A 25077-nucleotide genomic window follows, 5' to 3' on the forward strand; every position below is an offset into this window, starting at 1 on the left:
AGACATTTTAAGTACAATAAAGATAACCAATGGGGGGAGGAGCATGTTTGATGAACATTACGATTACCGATGACGCTTTAAAGTGGTACAAAGATGAAGTAGAACTTGAAGCGGGAGATAAGGTGCAATTCATCGTCCAAATATATGGGACAAGTCCGATTCGAGAAGGTTATTCTTTAGCATTTAAGATTGATAGTGATGATTCTAAAAAAGCAGTACATGTTGAAAAAGAAGGTATAGAGTTTTACATTGAAGAACAAGATGTGTGGTTCTTTGATGGTTATGATTTAAAAGTCGCCTTTGATGAAGATAAAGATGAAGTGAAGTATGAGTATATAGATCAGTAGGTCAGGTATGCTGGACCGGATGGATTTGTGTGCCATCGTGTGAATGACGACGTCACATAAACAAGAATATATCAATAAATCAACAAAAAACAGGGTAGGAAACCAACAATTTCCTACCCTGTTGTTAGTTTTTAATCAAATTTAAGACCTTTTAATTGTTCTGCGAGTGCATTATTAATCGGCTCTTCTTTTTGATTCACATATTTATTTACCGTGCGCTTATCGACCTTACCTTTATTCTGTTTCTTACGACGTGCCTGGAAGGTAGATAATTTTTCTCTATGGCCACATGTACAAGTGAAGATTTGTCCATCACCTGAACCGCTCAAGGTCATTTTCTTCTTACAGTTAGGGCAGCGGGCATTGGTAGTTTTTGCGACATTTCGCTTGTAACCACATTCTCTGTCCTGACAGACGAGCATCTTCCCTTTTTTGCCTTTGACTTCAAGTAATGGCTTACCACACTCTGGGCAGTCACGACCGGACAGGTTGTCATGTTTGAAGGTTTTCTCACTGGCTTTAATGTCTGCGACAATCTCTTTGGTATGCTGTTTCATGGAGTCGATAAATTTATCCTTTTTCAAATGACCTTTTTCAATTTGCTCCAGTTGTTTTTCCCACTCAGCTGTTGTGACAGGGGATTTTAAAACCTCAGGTGCTAGCTCTAGAAGTTGCTTCCCTTTAGATGTCAGCTTAATTGCCTGGCCATTTTTCTCCAGATAAAACGTATTAAACAGCTTATCGATTATATCTGCACGTGTTGCAACAGTACCTAAGCCACCTGAAGCGGATAATGTTTTCTTATGCTGATCCGCCATATCAAAGTACTTAGCTGGATTTTCCATAGCTTGGAGTAGAGAGGCCTCTGTAAATCTTGATGGTGGGTTCGTTTCACCTGTCGATTGAATAATCTTATTAATAGAAAGGGTGTCTCCAACTTTTATGCTGTGTTCAACATCTGAAGCTGCTTCTTTATATAAAATTTTGAACCCTTGATCGATCACACGATTAAACTTACTGATAAGTGTTTCCCCACTCACCTCAGCAGTAACAGTTGTCTCTTCATATTCATAAGGTGGCAGAAGGACACTTAAGAAACGTTTAACAACCAATTCATAAATACGTTTTTCCCTTTCGGTAAAGTCAGCAAAAAATACCGGACTTTCCGTAGGAATAATGGCGTGGTGGTCACTTACTTTTTGATCGTTGACGAAGGAGCCATGGGCTTTAATCGGTGAACGTAAAATCTTTGCTGCCGGCTTGCTGAATTCTCCGTTACTGCTCGCTTGTACTCTCTCTTTTAAAGTTTCTACAATATCGGACGATAAAAACTTAGAATCTGTACGAGGGTAGGTTAAGACTTTATGACGCTCATATAAGTTTTGAGTTGTCTGTAAGGTTTCTTTAGCTGACATGCCAAAGATATTATTTGCATCTCTTTGGAGTTCTGTTAAATCGTAAAGTCCTGAGGCATGTTGCTTTTTATGTTTTTTCTGAACATCTTTAATAGTCAGTGATTTAACATTTATTTTTTCTTCTACTGATTTGACTTTCTTTTCATCAAAGATACTTGTTTTACCGGAAGGATCTTGCCATTTGAATTTAAGTACAGGTGTTTGTACATCGATACCATAATATATTCTCAGTTTGAAGTTCTTAATGGCTTCTTCACGTGCATGAATAATAGCAAGTGTTGGTGTCTGCACACGACCACAGTTGAGTTGGGCATAGTGTTTAGTTGTCAATGCTCTTGTTGCATTGAGACCGACATACCAATCCGCTTCACTTCTAGCGACGGCAGCATGGTAGAGATTAAGATATTTATTACCTGGCTGTAAGTTCTTAAAACCATTTTGAATTGCCTTATCCGTTACAGATGAAATCCATAGACGTTTGACAGGCTTATTGACCCTTGCATAATCTAAGATCCAACGTGCAACAAGCTCACCTTCACGACCAGCATCTGTCGCGATAATCACTTCATTGACATCCTTACGATTAAGCTGACTTTGAACAGCTTTAAATTGCTTGGTCGTTTTAGGTATATGAGTCAGTTTCAATGGTGTAGGTAACATAGGTAAATCATTTAAATCCCATTTTTGATATTTAGTATCGTATTTTTCTGGATCTCTTAAGGTCACCAAATGACCGAGTGCCCAGGTTACAATGTATTGGTTACCCTCTAAGTAACCATTTCCTTTCTGCTTACAATTCAGTACACGCGCGATATCACGTGCAACTGATGGTTTTTCAGCAAGTACAAGACTTTTTGCCAAAACATTCATCCTTTCATGCGTACTCTAACTATTTTTTGTAACTAGAATCATGAGGAACATCGGTCGACGGACCTCATCTTTCATTTTAGGTCGTCCTATAATTTCATCGGGTGGTAGAGTTTCTTTAAATGATTCTACAGTAAAACCAGCTTGAATCAATTGGTTGATGTAAGTTGAGAAGGTACGGTGATACTTTGTTACCGTAGATTCTAGAAATTGTGTATCTCTCTTACTCTCTATGTTGTAATAATCTATTGGCCAATATAAAGGATTACTATCGTCGTCATAGATCCAATCTTGTTCGGGACGAGATGAAAAGATAGGGTGTTCAACAGAAAATGCAAAAGTACCTCCAGTCTTTAAACATCTGTATACACTTTGACAAACTGTATCAAAGGATTCAATGTAATGAAAGGCTAAAGAACTGATGACAACATCAAAGCATTGATCTGTAAAATTAACATCTTCAATCGGGCTTTGTAGATAGGTAATATTAGGGTCATCAGTCATGTCCTTGGCTTTTCCAATCATTTTCTCAGATATGTCTACTCCAATTACTGAATGTGCGCCTTGCTCGCTTACATAGCGACAATGCCAACCTAAGCCACAGCCTAAATCATGAACTTTTTTATCTTTAAAATCCGGTAACAGTGTTTTGAACATATCCCATTACCCAGCACCTTCTAGTCTATTGACTGAGCGTGCCATCTGACTATAGGCATTAAAGAATTTCGGATTATCATACTTATTTTCTTTCATTGGAGCATACCCCTGACTAAGACTGTTTTATTATACTAATTTAACATGAAAAAAGCATACTGAGGGTAATCCCCAGTATGCCAAAATATCTTAACTTAATTATTTACTTACTTCGTATGACCAATTCCAGTACGTGCCATCATAATCAAAGTGGAAGTCGAAACTACCATACTTGAAGTTGAAATCATAAGACACGTTATGAAGCGGCGCTTCATCTAAAACTTCTGGATTGTGTAGAGCTAACTTAGCGAGGTAGGCTTCATCTGTCGGTTCTGTTAATACCTTATCCTCATATGACCATGACCATTCGTTACCATCATAGCTAAAGAAGAATTCACGATTGTCATAAGTGAAATGATAATTGTAAGGTATGTCGTGAAGCGGCGCCTCATTAAGTTTTTCTGGATTGTTTAGAGCTAGATCAGCAAGTTTCTCTTCAGTCCATGGTTTAGTAATTGGTGTTTCGTCATTATTATCATTGACTGGTTCGTTTGCTGGATCGTCATATCCGTCTGGTATGCCTTTGTTTTGTTCACTTGCAAAGATATCCGCAACGGCTTCGTTATATTCAACTTGAGTAATTTCACCTGAGTCTTTTTGTACGCTTAAGTCGCTAATTTTGTCTTGAGATTCTTGTGGCATCCATGACGCATCAAAGTGTGTGTTTGCCCATCCGTCACCATCTGGGTCAGTACTACTTGGTAGATACTCTCCCCAAACTGTTTTGGCACCACTGGGTTCTTCAGCTTGGTCCGCTTGTGCTGTTGCACCTAATCCATTAAAAGCTAAAGCGCTTGCAATTAAAGCTGTACTAAATAAAGTTACTTTCTTCATTATAAGATATCTCCTTCCTGAATATCTAACTTTATTTCTACACTTAAAGTAGCATATGTAATATTATATTTCAAATATGTTACAAATATTACAGAGAGATAATTACAACAAATTCTATTTGCTTCCTTTATATAAGAATATAAGATTAATATAATTGTCAAAAAATTTTCAATAATTAGGATATTTTTAGAAATTCAATTTGATTTTGACTTATTTCTGTAACAACTATAAAATGGAGAAGAGATTAGATTTCATACATGCGCTTTAATATAGAAAAGAGGGGATATTATGGCTGGAGAGAAAGATGAAAAAGTATTTTCACGACGGGATTTCCTGAAGACAACAGGCGTTGCTGCCGGTGGGATTGCTGGTGGTGCACTTTTAGGTGGATTTACTGGATTTAAATTCGGTGAAGACCAATCTGAAGGAGATTCAGCAGAAACGGATACTGGTGGTGAAACAGCAGGCGGTGAAGGTGAATCGGGTCAAGCTTTAGCAGATGCTAGAACATACATTAGTAGACAAGAAGACTTTGCTGCACTTGCTGCGGCAACGGAAAGAATTTATCCGGAAGATGATAATGGTCCAGGTGCAATTGAACTTGGTGTGCCTTATTTTATCGATAGACAGCTTTATGGTACGTGGGGTACGAATGGAACGGACTATCGCATGGGACCTTATCGACCAATGTCATCAGACACTCACGGTCGTCAGGAAAAGATGGACCGTGGTGAAATGTTCTTAATGGGCATAAGACGTATGATGGAATATGCGGTTGAAGAATATGATGATGAGTTTGTAAACCTTGATGGAGAGCAACAAGATGAGATCCTTCAAGCTTTTGAAGCTGATGAGGTTGAAATTGATGGTATGAAATCTGCTGCTTTCTTCTCACTCCTAAGAAGCACAACAATTGAAGGTGTTTATGCAGATCCAACATATGGTGGTAACCGTAATATGGAAGGTTGGAAGATGATTCAATATCCAGGACCAAGAATGGGTTGGATGGATCAGATTACAGCAGAAGAATTCCAAGAGATTGAACCAGAATCTCTAAGAGCGTATCAAGGAGGCGGAATGTAATGGCGACCGAATTAGATAAAGTAGACGTTGTTGTAGTCGGCATGGGTTGGTCTGGCGGTATCGTCAGTGCAGAGCTGGCTAAAGCTGGTAAAAGTGTAGTCGGCCTTGAAAAAGGACATAACGCTAAACGCAGTGACTACATCGGTGTTAAAGATGAGCTTAGATTCGATAATAGATTTGAGATTATGCAGTCACTAAAAGGTGACACAATTACATCCAGAAACGAAATTGATGAGACAGCTTTACCTATTCGTACAATGAAAGATATGCAACTTGGTGCTGACGTAGGTGGGGCGAGTGTCCACTGGGCAGGTGCATCTTATCGTTACTGGCCATATGAATTTGAAATCCGTAGCCAAACAATCGAGCGTTACGGTGAAGATAAGATCCCAGATGATATGAATTTGCAAGACTGGGGTATTACTTATGAAGAAATGGAACCCTACTATGAAAAGTGGGAAAAAACTGCAGGTATTTCTGGTGAACAGGATCCACTTGCGCCAGAGCGTAAGATGGAATGGCCAAACCCGCCTTTAAACGAAACACCATCACTTAAGTTATTTAAAGATGCGACAGCGGAACTCGGATTACATCCTTTCCAAATCGCGGCAGGGAACATGTCTCAAAACTATGAGAACCCAGACGGGGAAAAACTCAATGCATGTATGTACTGCTCTTTCTGTACTCGCGCAGGTTGTGACTTTGATGCGAAATCAGATCCACTTGCTACAGTAGTACCAACTGCACTTAGACATGATAACTTCGAATTAAGAACACGCGCAAACGTACGCCGTGTCCTTTATAACGAAGATGATCAAAGAGCGACAGGTGTTATGTATGTAGATGAGCAAACAGGTGAAGAATTTGAACAGCCTGCAGACGTTGTTGTACTAGCTGCATTTGCATTTACAAATAACCGTCTACTTATGTTGTCTGATATTGGTGAACAGTACGATCCAGAAACGCGTGAAGGTGTTATTGGACGTAACTTTAACGGTCAATATAACTCTGCTTTCCATGGTGCAATTGGTTACTTCGAAAATGAGAAGTGGAACCTTTACATGGGTGCTGGTGCACTAGGTGCAGCAGTTAATGACTATGCAGCAGATAACTTTGACCACACTGATTTAGACTTTATTGGTGGAGGCGCGATTGAGTTAAGACAGTATGGCTTTGGTGCCATCTCTAGTAGTAATAACTACCCAAGTGATACACCAAGCTGGGGTGCTGAGTATAAGAAACAATCACTTAAATATGCCTATAGTGCATTGCACATCTGGTATACAAGTATTGCGATGTCATACTGGCACAACTATCTAGACCTAGATCCAACATATAAAGATGAGTACGGCGATCCACTTCTACGTGCGACTTATAAATTTGGTTCAAACGAACGTCCAATTGGAGAGTTCGGAGTAGATAAATGTGTTGAAATCATGGAAGCAATGGGTGCAGATATTGTAGAAGCAGACCCACTTCCAGATGAATTCGACCATGTATATGCAGGCGGACACTATACAGGTGGTGTCGTGATGGGTGCAGACCCAGAAACATCAGCAGTCAACAGCTACCTTCAAATGTGGGATGTAGACAATCTGTTTGTTGTCGGCGGTTCAGCCTTCCCTCAGTTCGGTGGTCACCACCCAACACCAACAATCGGTGCACTTGCTTACCGTGCAGCTGAAGGTGTTGAGCGATACCTTGAAGAGGAAGAACAACTTGTAGAACCACAAACAGAAAGTTCAAATGCATAAATATTGATTTAATTAGTGAAGCTTTAGATTATTCTAAGGCTTCACTTTTTTGTTCGATGCTTATCTGAAAGTGTATACTGGACTTAACTTAAAATAAAGGGGATATCTTTATGTTTAAACAAGAAGAAACTGTATCATTCTTAAAAGAATTGCTATCAATTAATAGCCCAACCGGCTATGCAACGAATGCCATCCGCTTTTTAAAATCTGCAGTTGAGAACATTGGTTATGAAACAGAGGTTACTCCAAAAGGTAATTTAATTGTAAGTGTTGAAGGTGAAGATACAAATGCCACTAGAGGCCTAAGTGCACATGTGGATACTTTAGGTTTAATGGTGCGATCCATTAATAGTGATGGGACTTTATCGTTAACAAAATTGGGTGGTCCATTAACGCCAACCTTGGACGGGGAGTATTGTGATATCATCACGAGAGATGACAAGGTGTACACGGGGACAATTCTGTCGAAATCACCGTCGATTCATGTCTTCAAAGACGCCTCTAAAAAAGAGAGAGATATCGATAACCTCGTGGTCAAAATTGATGAGCGTGTGGAGAATAAGGAAGATGTCCAGAAGTTGGGGATTCAAAACGGTGACTTTGTGGCCTATGATCCGAAAGTGACCGTGACAGAATCTGGCTTTGTTAAATCACGTTTCCTGGACGATAAAGCCTCAGTCGCCTTGTTGGTGAGCATTCTCAAAATGCTGAAAGAAAATGGGGTGAAGCCGAAGACGAACCTGAAGTTTATCTTCTCGACCTATGAAGAAGTCGGACATGGCGCAGCATGGATTCCAGAAGACATTACGGAATTACTAGCAGTGGATATGGGTTGTATTGGTTTAGATTTAGAATGTACAGAATACGAAGTGTCCATTTGTGCCAAGGACTCTTCAGGACCGTATGATTACGAACTGACCACTAAATTGATTAACTTTGCTAAAGAAGCGGAGCTGAACTATGCAGTCGACATTTACCCGATGTATGGCAGTGACGCCTCCGCTGCCCTCGCAGGCGGTGCAAATATTAGGGCCGCACTGATCGGACCCGGTGTCGCGAGCAGTCACGGTATGGAAAGAACCCATGTGGATGCTTTGAAAAACACTTTTGAGTTAATTAAGAAATACATTGAGAACTAGGTAATGGCACCTGCAGATTGCAGGTGCTTTTTTGTTGGGGCAGGACTTATTGGGTGGTCGGAGGTTAACGGTGGGGTCGTGTTGATTTTCTAGGGTGGTCGGAGTTCGACGGTGGAATGGTGTTGAACTTCCAGGACGCTCGGAGTTCGACGGCGAAGTGGTGTTGAACTTCCAGGACGCTCGGAGTTCGACGGCGAAGTGGTGTTGAACTTCCATGGTGTTCGGAGTTCAACGGCGAAATGGTGTTGATCTTCTGTCCATTTTTTAAGTGATGATGAGAAAATACTTTTGAATTTATTAAGAACTAGGTAGATGATTCAAAATTAGTCGGTGAGGGTAAAATGGGTGCAAGAAGTTAACTTTTAGTAGGTGATTTTAAGTGCGGAAGTTAGAATGGTTTGTCTTTAAAATATTGCTACCACTTGTGGTCGTGAATTTTATCGTGTGTGACTTTTTACATGAATACGAGTGGGTCACATTTGGACTGCAGTTTGGACCAATTGCAGCAGTTGTGGCTTTTATTATAGTTGTGGGCTTGTTGGTGAAACGCCCATACGATGAGGAGAAAGTAGAAGAGACAGATACTAAAGGCGGTCGGAAGTGGATTATATTTTTGGTGGTGTTGGTGATTTCCTTGAACCTATTATGGGGAGAACCGACGAGTAATTTACTTAATATTAAACGATTCGAGTTCTGGGCAATTATGATTATTATCCCATTACTTAGAGCCTTTGATTATAAAAAGAAAACGGACAACACCCGTGAAGAAAAACGATATTTTTAAACTTTGGAAGTGGGACCTGCAGATAGTGGGTGCTTTTTTGTTAGTTGCTTGGAGGTTAACGGTGAACTGTTGTTGATCTTCAATTCTAATCGATTTGAATGGTGATGAGGCAAGCACATCACCATTCAACCAAATTAAAAAAGTGACGAGAGATTCTCATCACCATCCAAACAAATAATGGAGCCAAGGGGGGTCGAACCCCTGACCTCTGCACTGCCAGTGCAACGCTCTCCCAGATGAGCTATGGCCCCGAACTTACTTTTATAATAAACATAGTTTATACCATTATGAAAAAAAGTTAAAGATGACGTACAAGACTGGCACAACTGCTAAGGCGGGCAGGTAGTTCATCGTTTTGAAGGATTTGATGTTTAGGATACCTAAGCCTGCCATGACAATTAAGATTCCACCGATGATATTGACTTCGTTTAGGATATCAACGTTGATGGAGCTTTGCATAAATAGGGCGAATAAATAAATACTCCCTTGCCAAATAAATACTGCGACTGCGGATAGGACAATTCCAAATCCAAAGGTTGAGGCAAGGACGATAGATGTAATGCCATCAAGGATTCCGTTAGTAATTAAGTAAGTATAGTTTTGATTGACTGCAGCTTCGATTGGTCCGAGTATCGATAAAGTCCCGATGCAATAGAGTAAAATCGCAGTGGATAGGCCTTGGGCTAGATCGCCTTTGGAGTATTTACTAATGGCGTTGTTAAATTTATCTTCAAGGTTAAGCATCTGGCCAATGACCCCACCTAGGGCTAGAGCTAAAATAAACAGAACAGGGTAATTACTAAGCGGCATATATTGAACGATGGCGTTAACACCGATGGCAAAGGCGACGAGGCCCATGGCAGTCATCAACACATCGTGATATTCTTTCTTAATTCCTCTATTAAATAGGCTACCAATTGTTGTACCTATGATAATCATAACAACGTTAAATATTGTACCAAACATTAAAATTCTCCTTACGTCAAACACAAGATAGTTATTATCTTACGCTATTTTAGTATAAAGTAGTATGTGAATTAGAAAAAAATTAGGAGAGGTGTATAGAATGGCTGGAAAATCAGTAGTAAATTTAACGATGACTCGAACGTTTGATGTGGAACCGTCTAAGGTATTTGAAGCCTGGGTAAATCCTGATTTATTTAGAAATTGGTTTATGACCTTACAAGCAACAAATAAAGTCGCAAAAAATGACCTCAAAGTGGGTGGGGAATGGGAAATCGTCGACCACAGACAGGGTCAGGACTTCAGAGCAATCGGCACCTATCAAGAAATCGTCGACAACGAAAAGCTCGTCTTCACTTTTAATATGCCGCAGTTCAATGATGAGTCAGATACGCTAGCCGTTCAACTCGATAAAACCGAAACCGGCACGCTCATGACCTTCAGCCACGATATTACCGTCTTGCACGAGGATAACTGGACAGAAGAGGATATCAAAAAAGCAGAAAAAGAATTTCACGATAGCACTGAACAAGGCTACACCTACATGTTCATGGGCTTAAAAGAGTTAGTTGAAACAGGTAAGGTAAGTTATACAGGCGAAGGTCACTAGGGCACCGATATGGGTGCTTTATTTATTCCCCAACATTTCCTAGGAAATACGAGCATATTTTTCGAAAGAAAGGTATGATAGGTAGAAAAAGATGATATGGGATATTTGGCAGAAGGAGTGTCTGATATGGAATATTTATGGCAGAAGTCAGAGGATATCGAAGCCCTCTTATATGAGTTGGTGTCTTGGAATAGTTTGTCTGGCAGTCAAGGAGAGATTGATTTTCCACATAAATTGAAGGATAAGTTAATGGCCTTGGATTATTTTTCGACTCAAGACGATAAAATCCGTCTATTTGATGCAGGCAAAAACTGTAATGCTTTAACTGCGCTTTATAAAAATGATGAGACAAAGGATACAGTCGTATTAATTAGTCATTTTGATACGGTTGGCGTAGATGAATACGGTCAGTTGTCTCACCTTGCCTTTGATCCAGTCAATTTAACTGCAGCTTTTGAAACGCGTAAAGATCTATTAACTGAAGATACGAAGGTTGACTTAGAAACAGGGGACTTTGTGTTTGGCCGAGGCGTTATGGATATGAAACCAGGGCTCGCCTTACACATGCATATTCTTGAACAGGCAATAAAAGAAGAATGGCCAATCAATATTTGCCTCGTCACGGTGCCGGATGAAGAGGTAGCCTCAGCAGGTATGCTCCGAGCTGTGCCTGGTTTGGTTCAAATAAAAGACGAATACGACCTAAACATTCGTCTATTCCTAAATGGTGAACCTTCATTCACTCAAGAACCCTTGGACAATAATCACTACATATATTCAGGATCCATCGGCAAGATTATGCCGGCAGCCTTGTTTTACGGTATTCCGACCCATGCCGGGGAACCGTTAAATGGGATTACAGCGCACTTTTTATCGTCTTATTTAAACAAGGAAATGGAATTTACCAACAGATTCCAAGAGACCTATGACGGAGAGACGACACCCTTACCAATCTGTCTGCAGTCGAACGATTTAAAAGAAAACTATGACGTGCAAACGTCCCATCATGCATATTCGTTGTACAACGTATTCACTATGAATCAAACCGCGCGAGATGTCATGGGCACCTTTAAAGAGATTGCCGAAGACGCCATGCATCAATGTCGAACGGATTACTTGAAGATTGCCGAAGCGAATGGCATCGAACCATTTACCTGCATTCGAATTATGGAATACCATGAAGTTCTAGAGTATTTTATCGATAAATACAGCCTAGAAGAAGCGAATCAGGTGATTGAAGCGGTCTTAAACCAAGGTGTGAGTGATCAAAGAAAGACGACCGTTTTAATTGCTGACCGCTTGATGGAACACTGTCAGGAACTCGCGCCAGCAACAGTACTTATGTTTGCACCACCGTATATGCCAGCTGTGAATTCCTCAGATGACGATTTAGTTCAGAAGCTGATTGCTGTGACTAAGGAAACATTTAAAGAAAACTTTAACTATGAAGTGACCAACAAACACTACTTTAACGGGATTTCTGATTTAAGTTATGTTAACTATCAAGCAGACGACGATGGCTGGGAAGTGTTTGTTAATAACGCACCGCTGTGGGGCGAGACCTATAAGATTCCCTTCAAAGACATGCAAATCTTGAATGCACCCGTGATGAATATTGGGCCCTTCGGAAAAGATGCGCACAAGATGACAGAGCGACTTCACAAGGCGAACGCCTTTGAAATGATGCCACAGGTATTAAAAACTGTGATCCGATCGATATAGAATCGGTGATAAGTAGGCAAAAAATAAAGAGAGTTATCACCGTTTTAGAAAGAATCGGTGATAAGTGAATAAAAAATAAGAGAGTTATCACCGGTATTGTGCACACGGGTGATAACTCCCTTTTTATTTTATGATTTCAAATTAACAATAGTACGGCCTTGCAGGTTACCGTCGATAATGTCATGGAGTGCTTGTGGTAAGTCGTCTAGACCAATTTCGTTGACTAGGCCTTCGCTTTCTAGGTCGATATTTAAGTCAGTCGCAAGGCGCTTCCAAATGTGTTGTCTTTTCGCCATTGGGAAGTAGACCGAATCAGCACCCATCCAATGAATGCCTCGACCAATAAATGGCAGTACTGTCGTTGAAACGTCAATGCCGCCAACTAGGCCATAGGTCACAACGGCACCTTCAGGCTCCAAGGTTTTTAAAATATATTCTGTAGTTGAACCACCGACAGGGTCAATCGCAGCCTGATAAAGTGGCTGGTTTACAGGTCCTTCTTGAGTGTTTTCTACCTCACTACGAGCGATCACTTTTTTCGCTCCAATAGATTTTAAATAGTCTTCGCGGGATGATGAACCACTGCTCGCGACGACATCATAGCCTAAGTGATTTAACATGCGCACGGCTAAACTACCAGATCCGCCTGATGCACCGGCAACTAAGACATCTCCGTTGTCAGGGTGTACGCCCACTTTTTCTAATTTATCAATGGCAATTCCTACTGTCAGTCCAGCAGTACCTTGAATCATCGCTTCTCTTAAGCTTAATCCATCAGGAAGTGGAATGACGTATTCTCCAGGGAGTGTTGCATATTCTTGGTATCCACCGTCGATTGATGTACCGATATCATAGCTTGTTGCAATGACTTCATCACCGACCTTAAAGCGGTCATCATTCGATTCTTTCACCACACCAGCTAAATCAATACCAGGTGTAATCGGGAAGGTCGTAGCGATTTGTCCAAGGGCACTCACCATACCATCCTTATAATTTATACTTGAGTAATGCACATCGATAAACAACTCATTATCCGCTAAAGGCTTTCTTTCTACGGGTTGAATGCTTATTTCTGTACCTTCATCTTCAGTCGATTTGTTCACCACTAATGCGCGATACGAATTCATAAATAGCCTCCTTCATATAATATAGTTCTATTTTACTAACTTATAATTCGGAATGCATTTAATCCGTTTTTAGAAATGACTAAAGGAATGGTAAAGTGGAGCTAAGGAGTGATCGCTATGAAAATAATCGTTGCTATGGATTCATTTAAAGGGAGTGTGTCGTCGAAGGAAGCAAGTGACGCGGTGGAAGTAGGTATCAAGTCAGCCTTCAGTGAGGCGGAAGTTAAGACATATGAAATGGCTGATGGTGGAGAAGGCACAACGGATATCTTGGTCAATAGTTTAGGCGGTCAAAAGATTCCAAAGGTGGTCACAGGACCGCTGGGTAAGGAAGTGACATCCTATGTGGGTTTGGTGCCGAGTGAAAATCTAGCGATTATAGAAGTCGCCTCAACGTCCGGTTTAACCTTGCTGAGTCAAGATGAGCTGAACCCCAAACTTGCCACGACTTATGGTTTGGGGGAATTGATTGAATATGCCCATGCACTCGGTGCGAGGAACTTTATCGTAGGCCTAGGTGGAAGTTCGACCAATGACGGTGGTGTTGGCATGCTACAAGCGATGGGTTATCAATTTCTAGATAAAAACAAACAGGACATTGAGCAGGGTGGTCTGGCCTTAAATCAAATTAGTAAAATTATTAAAACCAACGAAGCGGCTAAATTTGATGGCTGTAACTTTAGAGTGGCCTGTGATGTGAATAACACGCTGTATGGTGAAGCGGGTGCAACCTATGTCTTCGGACCGCAAAAAGGTGTGACAGTTGAGGATTTAGAAGTACTTAATCAAGGACTCAAACACTATGCAGATAAAACCTTAGAGGACATGAACATAGACATAGCAGAAATTCCAGGGGGAGGTGCAGCTGGTGGCTTAGGCGCGGCCTTCCATGGCTATCTTGGTGGTCAACTAGAAACAGGCGTGTCTCTGATTACAGATATGTTAGGAATTGAAGAAGAAATTGAAACTGCAGACTTAGTGATAACCGGTGAAGGTCGACTCGATGCCCAAACCGCTATGGGGAAAGTCCCTGTAGGCATTGCAGCAATTGCCGAGCACTATCAAGTGCCAGTCATTGGACTCGCTGGAAGCCTGTCTAAAGATGCCGATCAGTTAAATGAACGTGGTTTGAATGCAGTCTTCTCCATTCAAGCCGAGCCCATGCCCTTGGATCAGGCAATGGAAAAAGAAGTGACGATAGAAAATATTAGAAGGACGACAGAGCAAGTCATCAGACTCTTCAACATAGGCAAATAAAAGAGCAGTGCGCACGCGTACTGCTCTTTTTCTATCTATTGTCCTTCACTATAAATTTTATTGAGTGCTTCTTCAAACAATTCTGGTGGCTGGGCACCTGAGATTGAGTATTTGTCATTGACTAGGAAGAATGGGACACCTTGTACGCCTAATTGTGAGGCTTGTGAGATATCGACATTAACGTCCTGAGCGTAGTCTTCACTAGCTAAAACATTTTGTACTTCATCAGTATCTAAGCCAACAGATTCTGCTAATCGTAGAATTGTGTCATTGTCATCGATGTCAGCACCTTCAGTGAAGTGGGCTTTATAAAATGCTTTAAAGAACGGTGTGCCTTTACCTTGTGTACGTGCATATTGGAACACGCGGTGGGCTTTAAATGTGCTAGTAAGTTTGGCGATATCGTAATTAATCTCAACGCCTGCATTTTTACCTGTTTCTGTGACTTGTTGCAGCATACCTTGTGCGCGTTCAACTGGCATACCTTTTAGTTTAGAGAATGTTTCTGCATAGCTTTCTCCCTCAGTGTGCACTGCACCAGGCATGAGTTGGAAGCTCTTATATTCGATTTCAACATCATCACGGTGTTCAAATTTTTCCATCGCTGCATCTAAGTTCGCTTGTCCGATATAGCAGAACGGGCAAACGAAGTCTGACCAAATTGTAATTTTCATTATTTCTTATCCTCTTTCTCTTCATTAGTTGGGCCACATATCCCTGTTTCAAAGTCACATACCATGCCGGTAGAACTTCCAAATTCCATAGGTTCTATCGTTTGAACTTGTTTGTCAGTTTTCTTTTCTTGTTCTTTTTCCGTCATTGCAATGCTCCTTTCCATAAGTAATTTCCTATACTAATGATAGTTTAACAGGATGCATTAAAAAAGACGAAAATCCTGCCTACATGTTGTAAGCAGGATCTGTTTTATCTTTCAAAATCGATAATTTCCTCTTGGCCGAGATTAATCGTAGATTCACTGGGTTTAGTTCTCGCCACACATTTACCATTTCTATAAGAGTATGTGACAGCGGCTTGTTTTCGGATGACATCATACTCATTATCCCCATTTAAGACGATAAAGTTCGCAGGCTTACCAACTTCAATGCCATACTGGTCTTCAATATGTAGGGTCTTGGCACTATTTTTAGTAATTAAGTCAATTGAATTGACGATTTCTTCATAGCCCATGAGTTGTGCGACATGTATGCCCATGTGTAAGACCTGTAGCATATTTCCTGTGCCGAGTGGATACCAAGGGTCAAAAATATCATCGTGGCCGAAACAGATGTTTAGACCCGCTGCTTGCAGTTCTTTAACACGTGTGAGGCCACGGCGTTTAGGATACGAATCAAAGCGGCCTTGTAGATGAATGTTGATTAATGGGTTAGAAACAAAATTAATGTTCGACATCTTCAACAATCGGGAGAGTTTAGCTGTGTAGGCATCATTATAAGACCCCATGGCTGTCGTGTGGCTGGCTGTTGTCTTCTCACCTAAGCCGCGTTGGTAGGCCTCATTTGCAACGACTTCGACGAATCTCGATTGCTCATCATCGATTTCATCACAGTGAACGTCGATGAGTTTATCGTATTTTTCTGCGAGGTCAAAGGCAATTTTTAAAGATTCTACCCCGTACTCACGTGTGAATTCAAAGTGAGGAATAGCGCCGACCACATCAGCGCCTAATTTTACAGCTTCTTCTAAGATTTCCTTACCATTTGGATATGATAAAATCCCTTCCTGAGGAAAGGCAACCAGCTGGATGTCAACGAAATCTTTGAGCTCTTCTTTAACCTCAATCATAGCCTTTAAGGCAGTTAACTCAGGGTCTGTCACATCAACATGCGTACGAATATACTGGATACCTCCAGCGATCTGCCATTTAATCGCTTTTTTCGCACGGCTTTTCACATCTTCTATAGTTAAGGATTCTTTTCTTTCAGACCATCTTTGGATGCCCTCAAATAAGGTACCACTTAAATTCCATTCAGGTTCACCTGCGGTTAAGGTGGTGTCTAAATGAATATGTGGTTCTATGAATGGGGGTAAGACTAAAGCACCATTCACATCTAAGGTGTCTTCTGATTCTGAAAGTTCTTTTTGTGTAATGGTCTTAAAGATCCCGTCATCTATTTCTATATTCCATAGACCTTCTTGTCCTCTTAAAGTTGCGTTCTTAATATTCACGTGCTATTTCATCCTTTCCTTTAAGCGGTGCTTTAACTGTAACTGGTGCTTTCATCTCCGCTAATTTCATGCCGACTGCATAGATGACACTTGTGCCGATTAGAGCATTTAATGGTGGAATGCCTGGTACGAAGTTTGCTAGAAGAGCACCGGCAATCCAAGCAATTATTGCGACAGGGTTTAAGGCTTTAAAGTTAGCACTTTCAATTGAAGCATATTGTCTTTTTCTTACGATGAAGTAATCCGTTAAGATAATGGCTCCGATTGAAGGTAGGGCTGAACCTAACAAGGTTAGGAAACCCACAAAGTTGTTGTATAACCACATTGCTGCGATTGTCCCTAAGATACCATTGAAGACAACAATATACTTCTTAGGTAGCTTAAAGATGTTTGCAAAGCCAAGTCCTGATGCGTAAAGGGCGCTATCATTCGTTGTCCAGATGTTTAATCCTAAGACGATGATGGCTGGAATCATGAGTCCTTGTAACATCATGACTTCTGAAATATCAGCGATACCAAAGGCCATTGCTCCGATGGCACCAAATAAGAACATTAATGAGTTACCGATAAAGAAAGCAATGACTGTAGATGATACGGCTGATTTAGCAGTTTTACTAAAGCGTGTGAAGTCAGGCGTTAAAGTACCTGCACTGATAAATGAACCGACACAGATTGTGAGTGCCAGAGCGATACTCATGGTTTGACTTGGCTCATAGGCCATAAGTGCTTCCATGCCGCCCATTGAGGCAACTGCATCTGATGTTGAATAAATTCCGAAGACTGCAATTGTAGGGACACTGATGAAACCGAGGATGGCAAGAGCTTTAAGACCGAATATAGATGAAATAGTCATCAAGGTTCCAAAGACACCGATGAGTATGTAGACATTGACACCTGTTGCCATTGAGACAGGGACGGCGAACATGGCAAGACCAACACCGAACCAGCACACTTGAGTGGCTGCGAGTAAAAATGAAGTAATATATGAACCTTCTTTACCGAAGGCATAGCGAGCGAGTAGATGAGTAGAGAGACCAGTTTTGGCTGAGATGTAAGCAAGTGATCCAGTGTATAAACCGAGAATTAAATTACCAGCTAGGACAATCCAAATGAAGTTCAAAAGAGATAAACCTTCTCCTAGTGTCCCACCTGACCACATGCTGGCAGAGAAAAAGCTGAGTGATACCATAACGACTAAGATGTTCCAAAATCCTTTACGGCTAGACTGAGGTACTGCTGTAAGTGAAAATTCTTTGTCTTGAATAGACATGTTCATTCCTCCAGATTCTTATTTAAGAAACTGGCGCCGAAAGGGCACAACTTGTTTCATTCAGACAAAAAGAAAGCTTCTTGCCCGAAAGAAGACAAGAAGCTGATTTCTATAATAAAGAAGATTAAACACCCAGAATTAGGATATGTTTAACCGAATCGATATTATACGCGCTGTCCTTGTCAGTCTCTCTGGACTGAGTTAAAGGCACCAGTATTTAGTTCATGAATAGTATTACATATAAAAGTTGAACTGTCTACTTAATATTTTACGTTTAAATATGCATAATAAAGTTTAATTATAAATTCATCATATGGTAATATAGAAACAATCATTTAACTAAGGAGTGTGAATGAATGTCGGTGAATTCATCAAAAAACAAGAAATTGAAGAAAAGATGGGAGTTTCCGGATACATATGTCATAGTATTTGGAGTAATGTTGCTTGCGGTTCTAGCCACATACTTAATGCCAGCAGGATCATTTGAACGAGAGGAAATTGACGGGGTAACGACGATTGTACCCGATACATATGAAACGGTTGAAAGTGAACCTGCAGGATTAATGGATGTCTTTTTAGCGATTCAAACTGGGATGATAGAGAGTGCGGATATTATATTTCTAGTTCTATTTGCAGGTGGGATGTTCGAAGTCATTAATCGCTCAGGTGCTATACAGGCAGGAATATATTCTGCAATTGATAAGATGCAAGGGAGAGAATTTCTATTAATCTCATCGATTATTGTTCTCTTTGCAATCGGCGGTGCGGTTGGTGCATTAGGTAACTCGGTCATCGCATTTGTAGTCATTGGGGTAATGTTAGCAAAAGCGTTAAAACTCGATGCCATTGTAGCAGTTGCAATTACATTTAATGCGGCCTTTATTGGTTTTTCAGCAGGATTCTTAAATCCATATACAGTGGGTGTTGCACACAATATAGCTGAACTACCACCTTTTTCGGGAATGCTGATTAGATTGATTGCCTTTGTGATTTTAACTGCTGTAACGATTTGGTTTACATGGCGATACTGTAAAAAAATATTGAATGACCCTACAAAAAGTATTATGGGTGTTGAAGCATCAGCAGAAGAATTTAAGAACACAGAAAAGTTTACTATAAGACATAAATGGATACTGGCTGTGACCGCTCTAGCCTTAATCTTCTTCATATTTGCAGTGATCCAGTTCCAATGGACGACCAATCATATGGCTGCCTTGTTTATCATCGTTGCAATTATTGCAGGTATGATTGCTCAGATGAACTATAATGAAATTACCTTAACTTTCTTGGAAGGTTGTAAAGGACTCGTATACGGTTCCTTAATCATTGGTTTAGCAAGAGCAGTACTCATTATTATGGAAGACGGCATGGTTTTAGATACATTAGTTAGTGTGCTATCAGATCCTTTATCTGCCTTACCTCCTGTTGCAACAGCAATAGGTATGTTCATCATGAACTCAATCTTTAACTTCTTTGTTCCGTCGGGCAGTGGACAGGCTGCAATTATGATTCCGATTCAAGCACCACTTTCTGATATGGTAGGGGTGACCCGTCAAGTCGCAATACTTGCATTCCAGTTTGGCGATGGCTTCTCTAACTCACTTTTTCCAACGTCAGGCACACTAATGGCGAGTTTAGCTGTTGCGGGTGTACCGTGGATTAAATGGGCAAAGTGGTTCTTGCCGTTATTTATTATCTGGTCAGTCATTGCTATGATACTATTAGTGGTAGCAACATTGATAAATCTAGGACCATTTTAGATTTAAATACGATGATACAGGTGAGGGCTTAGATGGAAATTTATAGCTATAGAAATGAAAAGGTTAATGCATCTGCAGATGATATCTTTAGTGTAATTAATGATGACAATCAATTAATAGACATATTCACCATCCTAAAGGAAGTTGAGTATAATACGAAAGAAAAACGTGCTAAGGGTACAAAATTTAGAATAACGCTAGGCGTTAGAAATAAGACATACAAATTTAGAAATGAAATAGTTGAATACAGCGAGAATCGTAGTATTACAATGAAAACTAAGCTTAAACAAGGCGTTATTACAACGTTATTTAATATCGTTCCAAATGGAGAATATTCAGAGCTAACTGTACGCTCTAGCATCGATAGTAAAATGGGAGTCAGAATGTTTGTAATGACAGTGAAACCTATTGTGAAGGCTGTTATGAATAAAGAAATGAATAAATTAGTTAAATATCTAGAAGATAAATCAGCCTGATCAATGAAAGGGATTATTATTAAATGAAGAATAAGAATAAAGGTAATACCGAATGGACAGTAGAAAAGAATAACGAACTACTTGAATACCTATTTGAAGTGATGCCAAATAAGAGCAGAAGTACAGTCAAAGGAATGTTAAAACGAGGCCAAGTTACTATTAATGGTAAACCGACGACACAGTTTGATGAATGCTTGAAAAAGGGTGATGTCGTCACCTTAAGAGACCGTGCCGCATCGCCTGATGTTAAGATGAAAGGCATAGAGATTGTCTATGAAGACGATGATATTATTGCCATTGAAAAGTCACATGGACTCTTAACTATGGGCTCTAAACTCGAGAAAAAAGCGACAGCCTTTAGAATGTTAATGGATTATGTACAGAGTATCAGACCAAACAATCGCATCTTTATAGTACATCGTTTAGATAGAGATACTTCAGGTGTGATGATACTTGCAAAATCACGTGTAGTACAACAAAAGTTACAAAATAACTGGAAAGACATCGTAAGTGAAAGAACTTATATTGCCTTAGTAGAGGGCCAAGTTAAAGAAGACGGGACGATTACTTCTTGGCTTAAAGAAGATAAGACCTTTAAAATGCATTCAAGTCCTAAAGACAATGGTGGGCAAAAAGCAATTACTCATTACCAAGTGATGAGAAAAAATCGTCGATTTTCTCTATTAAAAGTCAACTTAGAGACGGGACGAAAAAATCAGATCCGTGTGCATATGGAAACGATTGGCCATCCAATAGTAGGCGATAAAAAATATGGATCAACAACCAAACCAATCAATCGCCTTGGTCTTCATGCAAGTGTTATAGAGTTTAAACACCCAACTAGTGGAAAGTCTTTGAGGTTTGAATCAAAGCCACCTAGCAGTTTTACAAGAGGGTTTAAATAGAAGCTAGCCAAACCGTATTGGGGTTTGGCTTTTTGTAATTATTATAAATAATTGTTTCAGAACTGTTTTAATTTCGATATAACTGTGTTAGCATTACAAGTTGTCCAAGGCTTTATTTTAAGTCAAGTAAAATCCTTTTTAGCTGTGAGATGCACTCACTGCAGTTTTTGACATGATTTTTCATGTAACATTTCTATTTTCTTTTTTTAGGGAAGTTTCAGTTCCCAAATTTCACGATACAGCACGATAAACTATCATTTTTAAGACTGGCGTTTTTGTTTTGTCTTAATCACAGAAACTATATTTACAGGAGGTATACTTTTTTATGAAAGAAAAAAAATCGGTACTCACACCGGTCTTTTACGTTTCTGTTTCATTAGCAGCTGTCTTCATTTTATGGGGTGCATTTTTCCCAGAAAATGTTGGTTCAGTTCTTGGTGTAATTAACAATTTTATTTCTAACCAACTTGGTTGGGTTTACATGCTGGGCATGACAGCTTTTGTTATTTTTGCGATTTATTTAGTTTTCAGCCCATACGGTAAGATACGTTTAGGTAGACAGGATGAAAAACCACAGTACAGTTACTTTACTTGGTTCTCATTCTTATTCACAGCAGGTATGGGTGTTGGTTTAGTGTTCTACGGTGTTAACGAACCTGTAACTCACTTCCACAACCCACCATCGGCAGAGCCTGGTTCTATTGCTGCTCAGGAAGAATCTATGATGCATACACTGTTCCACTGGGGAATTCACCCTTGGGGTGTATACGCAGTAGTGGGTCTGTCTCTAGCTTACTTTAACTTCAGACACAATGCACCACTACTTATGAGTTCAGCCTTATCACCTTTAATTGGTGAACGATCTAAAGGGTGGTTAGGTACAGGTATCGACTCTCTAGCAGTATTCGGTACAATTTTCGGTATCGCAACATCACTTGGACTTGGTGCAACTCAGATTACAGCAGGTCTTAGCTACAGCTTTGACGGCATTGAAAACAATGTTTGGACGCAGACAATTATCGTCCTAATTATTACTGTAGCCTTTATGATTTCTGCATCTACAGGTGTCAATAAAGGTATCCGTTACTTGAGTATTGGTAACGTTATTATTGCGATAGCCTTAATGTTATTCGTATTTATCTTTGGTTCATCTGTACAAATGCTAGAAGCATTTATGACGAACTTAGGTAACTACCTTAATAACATAGTCAGTATGACATTTAACATGAATTCATTTACAGGCGAGCGTTCATTCTTAAATGACTGGACACTATTCTACTGGGCATGGTGGATCGGTTGGGCTGCCTTTGTTGGTAGCTTCATCGCACGTGTGTCACGCGGTAGAACAATTAGAGAATTCATCGTTGGTGTGATGGGTGTACCGGTTGTCTTCAGTGCGATTTGGTTTGCGATCTTCGGTGTTGCTGGTATTGAATCAGATAACATCTTAGGTGGCGGAATCTATAGCTTAATCGAGACTGAAGGTAATGAAGTCGCTCTATTCGCATTCTTAGAAAACTACCCAGCTGCACCATTAATTATGGGTGTTGCGATACTACTTATCGCTTCATTCTTTGTAACTTCAGCTGATAGTGGTACATTCGTAATCAGTATGTTAACAACTGGTGGTTCATTAAACCCACCACTTAAAGTTAAATTAATCTGGGGTGGTATCTTAGCTGGTACTGCTATCGTATTACTATGGTCTGGTGGTTTATCAGCCATTGAAATGGCGATGTTAATCGCAGCCTTCCCATTCACGTTCATTGTTGCTATGCTCGGTATTTCTCTATATAAAGCCTTACGGAGTGAATATGGAATTATCGAATTAGAAAGACAACAATTACTTTATAAAGATTCTCATAGAGTAAAAACTGAGAAAGAACTTGAAGAAAGAAGAGAAGCTTTCGAAGAAACATTACCAGATGAGATTGCGCCACACCTTGCAGATGATGGTAGCGAAGAAGAAAATAAATAATAAAGTTATTGTTTCACTGCTTGGCTTAATTAAGCCAAGCAGTTTTTTTATGATTAACTTAAATAAAAAGGGGAATATATAAAAAATAAAGACTGTTTAAATACAGTAAGAATATAGGAGTGTTTTCTATGGGAATATTTGGCTTCCTAAAAAATGAAGATCAAATAGATGATGAACAACTAAAGAATGGTGAGCCCTACGTTGAGCTGTCCACCGGTTTAGATGATTATGAAAATCCTTCATGGTCACAAGTAGAAAGTGCTGTACATGATGTTGTGGATTCAGAAGATAGTTTTGCGACCTTATCCTTTGTTAACTACAACCTAGAAGTGGATACAATTCAATGTATTAAAGATGATGAATACTACTCATTTGAAGCGCTCCCTGCAAAAGATTCAGAGGAATTTGGGAAGATATATCATAAGGAATCATTAACACTAGAAGAAGTTGTTGAGTTATTTAAAACATTTTACGACACACAAAAAGTGATTGGCTACAAGGCCTTTATCGAAGATCACTTTCAAGAATAAAAATTACCCGGAGCATATCAATGACTTGCTCCGGGTAATTATTTATACAATACCTTGTATTCTTAAGATTATCTCAGCGACAATGGCTGATCCAAGATAAGTTCCTAATAAGACGAGCATACCAACGATGATTGTTTTCCATCCCATCTTAGCAAAGTCTACCCATGAATTACCTATGGAAATACCTGCATAGGCAAGAATCGGTGTAGTTAGAGCAAGTAAATTTACTTCTGAAGTCCAAGCGACGATTTTTCCCGAACCTGGGAAAAATGGCATCGTAACTACAAAGGCAAGTATCCCGATATAAGCAATGGCAGGTAGCTTCTTAAAAGGTAAAGCTTCATGAATGACCATTCCTATTAGAACAATAATCATTAAAATAATGATTCCGGGTAAAGCTGTTAAAGGCATGACCTCATAACCGATGAAATTACCAACGAGCGTCATGATGGCGACAATACTGAGAGTGAGTGTCCAATCTATTAGTTTTCCGACCATACCTATTCACTCTCCTTGGCTTTTTTATTTTTAATTCTCGACATTAGAGAGAAATATTTTTCAGTTAAAGGTAAACCTATAAAGATACTCATGTATAAACCTGTGACGGATGTAAGTAAATTACTCGCTCCAGAATAGGCAGTGATGAGATCTGCTTGATCAGGATACATGGCAACGAGTGGACCGAGTGAAGCGGCTGTCATACTCCCGCTTCCGATTCCTGTTGCCATGGCGAATGATAGTGGACTAATCGGAAAAACGGACGCAAAGAAACCAGAAGTCAGCCCTAAAAATATTGCACCGAATAATGTGCCGAATATATACATGGATACAACACCACGACCTTCTGGTGAAGAGACTCCATATTTTTCTGATATTAGTGCTAAGTTGGATTCTCGACCAATTGAGTGTGTCATACCAATAGTTTCTCTTTTTAACCCGAGAAACACAGCAACTGGTAAGGCGATCAATATTGTCGCTAAATTACCGAATTCTTGAAAGATTAGTGCAGGACCTGCCTGAATCAACTCAGGTAGAGCAGGTCCTGCTTGAACACCGAATTTTGCAATCAATAAGGTGACAGACATAAAGACCAAGGATTCAGCTTTACTTGATTGAACTTTACTAATTAATGGTGTAAAGAAAGTTGCTAGACCGATAACAACAGCATAGAGCATTGGCAGTAGTAAAACAGTACCTGGACCAATTTGAAATTGATGCGTACCGATTAACTCAGTTATGATGACGATGGCAAAGACAACAGCATGCAAGCGCCAATCTTTCCATAAGTTTAGTGTAGTATTCTCCATGACATATCC

The 25077-nt window shown here is 39.9% G+C and carries 23 protein-coding genes, 1 tRNA gene and 1 pseudogene; 13 read left to right on the forward strand and 12 right to left on the reverse strand.

Going from position 1 to position 25077, the window contains the following annotated elements; all coding sequences use genetic code 11:
* The first annotated feature begins 50 nt into the window (after positions 1–50).
* A complete protein-coding gene (locus EYB29_RS02075; protein ID WP_026867001.1) occupies positions 51–347 on the forward strand; it encodes a HesB/YadR/YfhF family protein in 297 nt (98 codons plus the stop codon).
* Positions 348–478: 131 nt separating this feature from the next.
* Here EYB29_RS02075 and EYB29_RS02080 read toward each other — a convergent pair whose 3' ends face one another.
* The 3 genes and pseudogenes from EYB29_RS02080 to EYB29_RS02090 form a co-directional block, all read right to left on the reverse strand.
* On the reverse strand, positions 479–2623 hold the full coding sequence (locus tag EYB29_RS02080) for a DNA topoisomerase III (RefSeq protein WP_166626416.1): 2145 nt from the start codon (positions 2621–2623) through the stop codon (positions 479–481).
* Between the two features lie 24 nt (positions 2624–2647).
* Positions 2648–3382 (reverse strand): annotated as a pseudogene (locus EYB29_RS02085) (class I SAM-dependent methyltransferase).
* A gap of 99 nt (positions 3383–3481) precedes the next feature.
* On the reverse strand, positions 3482–4216 hold the full coding sequence (locus EYB29_RS02090) for a hypothetical protein (RefSeq protein WP_051220523.1): 735 nt from the start codon (positions 4214–4216) through the stop codon (positions 3482–3484).
* A 288-nt stretch (positions 4217–4504) separates the two neighbouring features.
* On the opposite strand from EYB29_RS02090, the gene EYB29_RS02095 reads away from it, so the two are divergent.
* From EYB29_RS02095 to EYB29_RS02110, 4 genes are all read left to right on the forward strand, one after another.
* A complete protein-coding gene (locus EYB29_RS02095; protein WP_026867003.1) occupies positions 4505–5299 on the forward strand; it encodes a gluconate 2-dehydrogenase subunit 3 family protein in 795 nt (264 codons plus the stop codon).
* On the forward strand, positions 5299–7053 hold the full coding sequence (locus EYB29_RS02100) for a GMC family oxidoreductase (RefSeq protein ID WP_026867004.1): 1755 nt from the start codon (positions 5299–5301) through the stop codon (positions 7051–7053). The genes EYB29_RS02095 and EYB29_RS02100 overlap by 1 nt, the downstream gene beginning before the upstream one ends.
* A 110-nt stretch (positions 7054–7163) precedes the next feature.
* Positions 7164–8192, forward strand: a complete 1029-nt coding sequence (locus EYB29_RS02105) for a M42 family metallopeptidase (protein ID WP_166626417.1) — start codon at positions 7164–7166, stop codon at positions 8190–8192.
* 379 nt (positions 8193–8571) lie between these two features.
* Positions 8572–8976 (forward strand): hypothetical protein, encoded by a 405-nt coding sequence (locus EYB29_RS02110; protein WP_166626418.1) that lies wholly within the window; start codon positions 8572–8574, stop codon positions 8974–8976.
* Between the two features lie 178 nt (positions 8977–9154).
* Here the strand turns inward: EYB29_RS02110 and EYB29_RS02115 are convergent.
* Both EYB29_RS02115 and EYB29_RS02120 read right to left on the reverse strand, forming a co-directional pair.
* A tRNA-Ala gene (locus tag EYB29_RS02115) sits at positions 9155–9227 on the reverse strand.
* Positions 9228–9261: 34 nt separating this feature from the next.
* Positions 9262–9942 (reverse strand): DUF554 domain-containing protein, encoded by a 681-nt coding sequence (locus tag EYB29_RS02120; RefSeq protein ID WP_166626419.1) that lies wholly within the window; start codon positions 9940–9942, stop codon positions 9262–9264.
* Positions 9943–10042: 100 nt separating this feature from the next.
* Between EYB29_RS02120 and EYB29_RS02125 the strand changes: the two genes are divergently transcribed.
* Together EYB29_RS02125 and EYB29_RS02130 are read left to right on the forward strand one after the other, a co-directional pair.
* Positions 10043–10549, forward strand: coding sequence for an SRPBCC family protein (locus EYB29_RS02125; protein WP_166626420.1), 507 nt, complete (start codon positions 10043–10045; stop codon positions 10547–10549).
* A gap of 126 nt (positions 10550–10675) precedes the next feature.
* On the forward strand, positions 10676–12271 hold the full coding sequence (locus EYB29_RS02130) for a M20/M25/M40 family metallo-hydrolase (RefSeq protein ID WP_166626421.1): 1596 nt from the start codon (positions 10676–10678) through the stop codon (positions 12269–12271).
* 128 nt (positions 12272–12399) lie between these two features.
* Here EYB29_RS02130 and EYB29_RS02135 read toward each other — a convergent pair whose 3' ends face one another.
* Positions 12400–13398 carry an acrylyl-CoA reductase family protein gene (locus EYB29_RS02135; RefSeq protein WP_166626422.1) on the reverse strand — a complete coding sequence of 333 codons (999 nt, stop codon included), beginning with the start codon at positions 13396–13398 and terminating at the stop codon, positions 12400–12402.
* A gap of 117 nt (positions 13399–13515) precedes the next feature.
* On the opposite strand from EYB29_RS02135, the gene EYB29_RS02140 reads away from it, so the two are divergent.
* Positions 13516–14655 carry a glycerate kinase family protein gene (locus EYB29_RS02140; RefSeq protein WP_166626423.1) on the forward strand — a complete coding sequence of 380 codons (1140 nt, stop codon included), beginning with the start codon at positions 13516–13518 and terminating at the stop codon, positions 14653–14655.
* 35 nt (positions 14656–14690) lie between these two features.
* Here the strand turns inward: EYB29_RS02140 and EYB29_RS02145 are convergent, their stop codons facing one another.
* The 4 genes from EYB29_RS02145 to codB form a co-directional block, all read right to left on the reverse strand.
* Positions 14691–15329: a DsbA family oxidoreductase gene (locus tag EYB29_RS02145; RefSeq protein ID WP_166626424.1), complete on the reverse strand. Its 639-nt coding sequence runs from the start codon at positions 15327–15329 to the stop codon at positions 14691–14693.
* Positions 15329–15475 carry a hypothetical protein gene (locus EYB29_RS02150; protein ID WP_166626425.1) on the reverse strand — a complete coding sequence of 49 codons (147 nt, stop codon included), beginning with the start codon at positions 15473–15475 and terminating at the stop codon, positions 15329–15331. The genes EYB29_RS02145 and EYB29_RS02150 overlap by 1 nt, the downstream gene beginning before the upstream one ends.
* A gap of 104 nt (positions 15476–15579) precedes the next feature.
* Positions 15580–16842, reverse strand: a complete 1263-nt coding sequence (locus EYB29_RS02155; RefSeq protein WP_166626426.1) for a cytosine deaminase — start codon at positions 16840–16842, stop codon at positions 15580–15582.
* On the reverse strand, positions 16832–18112 hold the full coding sequence (gene codB / locus EYB29_RS02160; RefSeq protein WP_166626427.1) for a cytosine permease: 1281 nt from the start codon (positions 18110–18112) through the stop codon (positions 16832–16834). The genes EYB29_RS02155 and codB overlap by 11 nt, the downstream gene beginning before the upstream one ends.
* A gap of 356 nt (positions 18113–18468) precedes the next feature.
* Here codB and EYB29_RS02165 point away from each other — a divergent pair, with 356 nt between their 5' ends.
* From EYB29_RS02165 to EYB29_RS02185, 5 genes are all read left to right on the forward strand, one after another.
* Complete coding sequence (locus EYB29_RS02165) at positions 18469–19872, forward strand: YfcC family protein (RefSeq protein WP_166626428.1); 1404 nt, start codon at positions 18469–18471, stop codon at positions 19870–19872.
* 32 nt (positions 19873–19904) lie between these two features.
* Complete coding sequence (locus EYB29_RS02170) at positions 19905–20348, forward strand: SRPBCC family protein (protein ID WP_166626429.1); 444 nt, start codon at positions 19905–19907, stop codon at positions 20346–20348.
* A gap of 23 nt (positions 20349–20371) precedes the next feature.
* Positions 20372–21253 (forward strand): RluA family pseudouridine synthase, encoded by an 882-nt coding sequence (locus EYB29_RS02175; protein ID WP_166626430.1) that lies wholly within the window; start codon positions 20372–20374, stop codon positions 21251–21253.
* 325 nt (positions 21254–21578) lie between these two features.
* Entirely contained in the window at positions 21579–23231 is a 1653-nt protein-coding gene (locus EYB29_RS02180) for a BCCT family transporter (RefSeq protein WP_166626431.1), read from the forward strand.
* Positions 23232–23359: 128 nt separating this feature from the next.
* Positions 23360–23761 (forward strand): hypothetical protein, encoded by a 402-nt coding sequence (locus tag EYB29_RS02185; RefSeq protein WP_166626432.1) that lies wholly within the window; start codon positions 23360–23362, stop codon positions 23759–23761.
* 42 nt (positions 23762–23803) lie between these two features.
* Here the strand turns inward: EYB29_RS02185 and EYB29_RS02190 are convergent, their stop codons facing one another.
* The gene (locus EYB29_RS02190; protein ID WP_166626433.1) at positions 23804–24259 is read right to left on the reverse strand and encodes a hypothetical protein; all 456 of its coding nucleotides are present in this window, start codon (positions 24257–24259) and stop codon (positions 23804–23806) included.
* Positions 24260–24261: 2 nt separating this feature from the next.
* A complete protein-coding gene (locus tag EYB29_RS02195) occupies positions 24262–25068 on the reverse strand; it encodes a DUF3100 domain-containing protein (RefSeq protein WP_026867021.1) in 807 nt (268 codons plus the stop codon).
* Between the last annotated feature and the right edge of the window lie 9 nt (positions 25069–25077).

Source organism: Jeotgalicoccus sp. S0W5, from assembly GCF_011634875.1.
GTDB lineage: Bacteria > Bacillota > Bacilli > Staphylococcales > Salinicoccaceae > Jeotgalicoccus > Jeotgalicoccus marinus.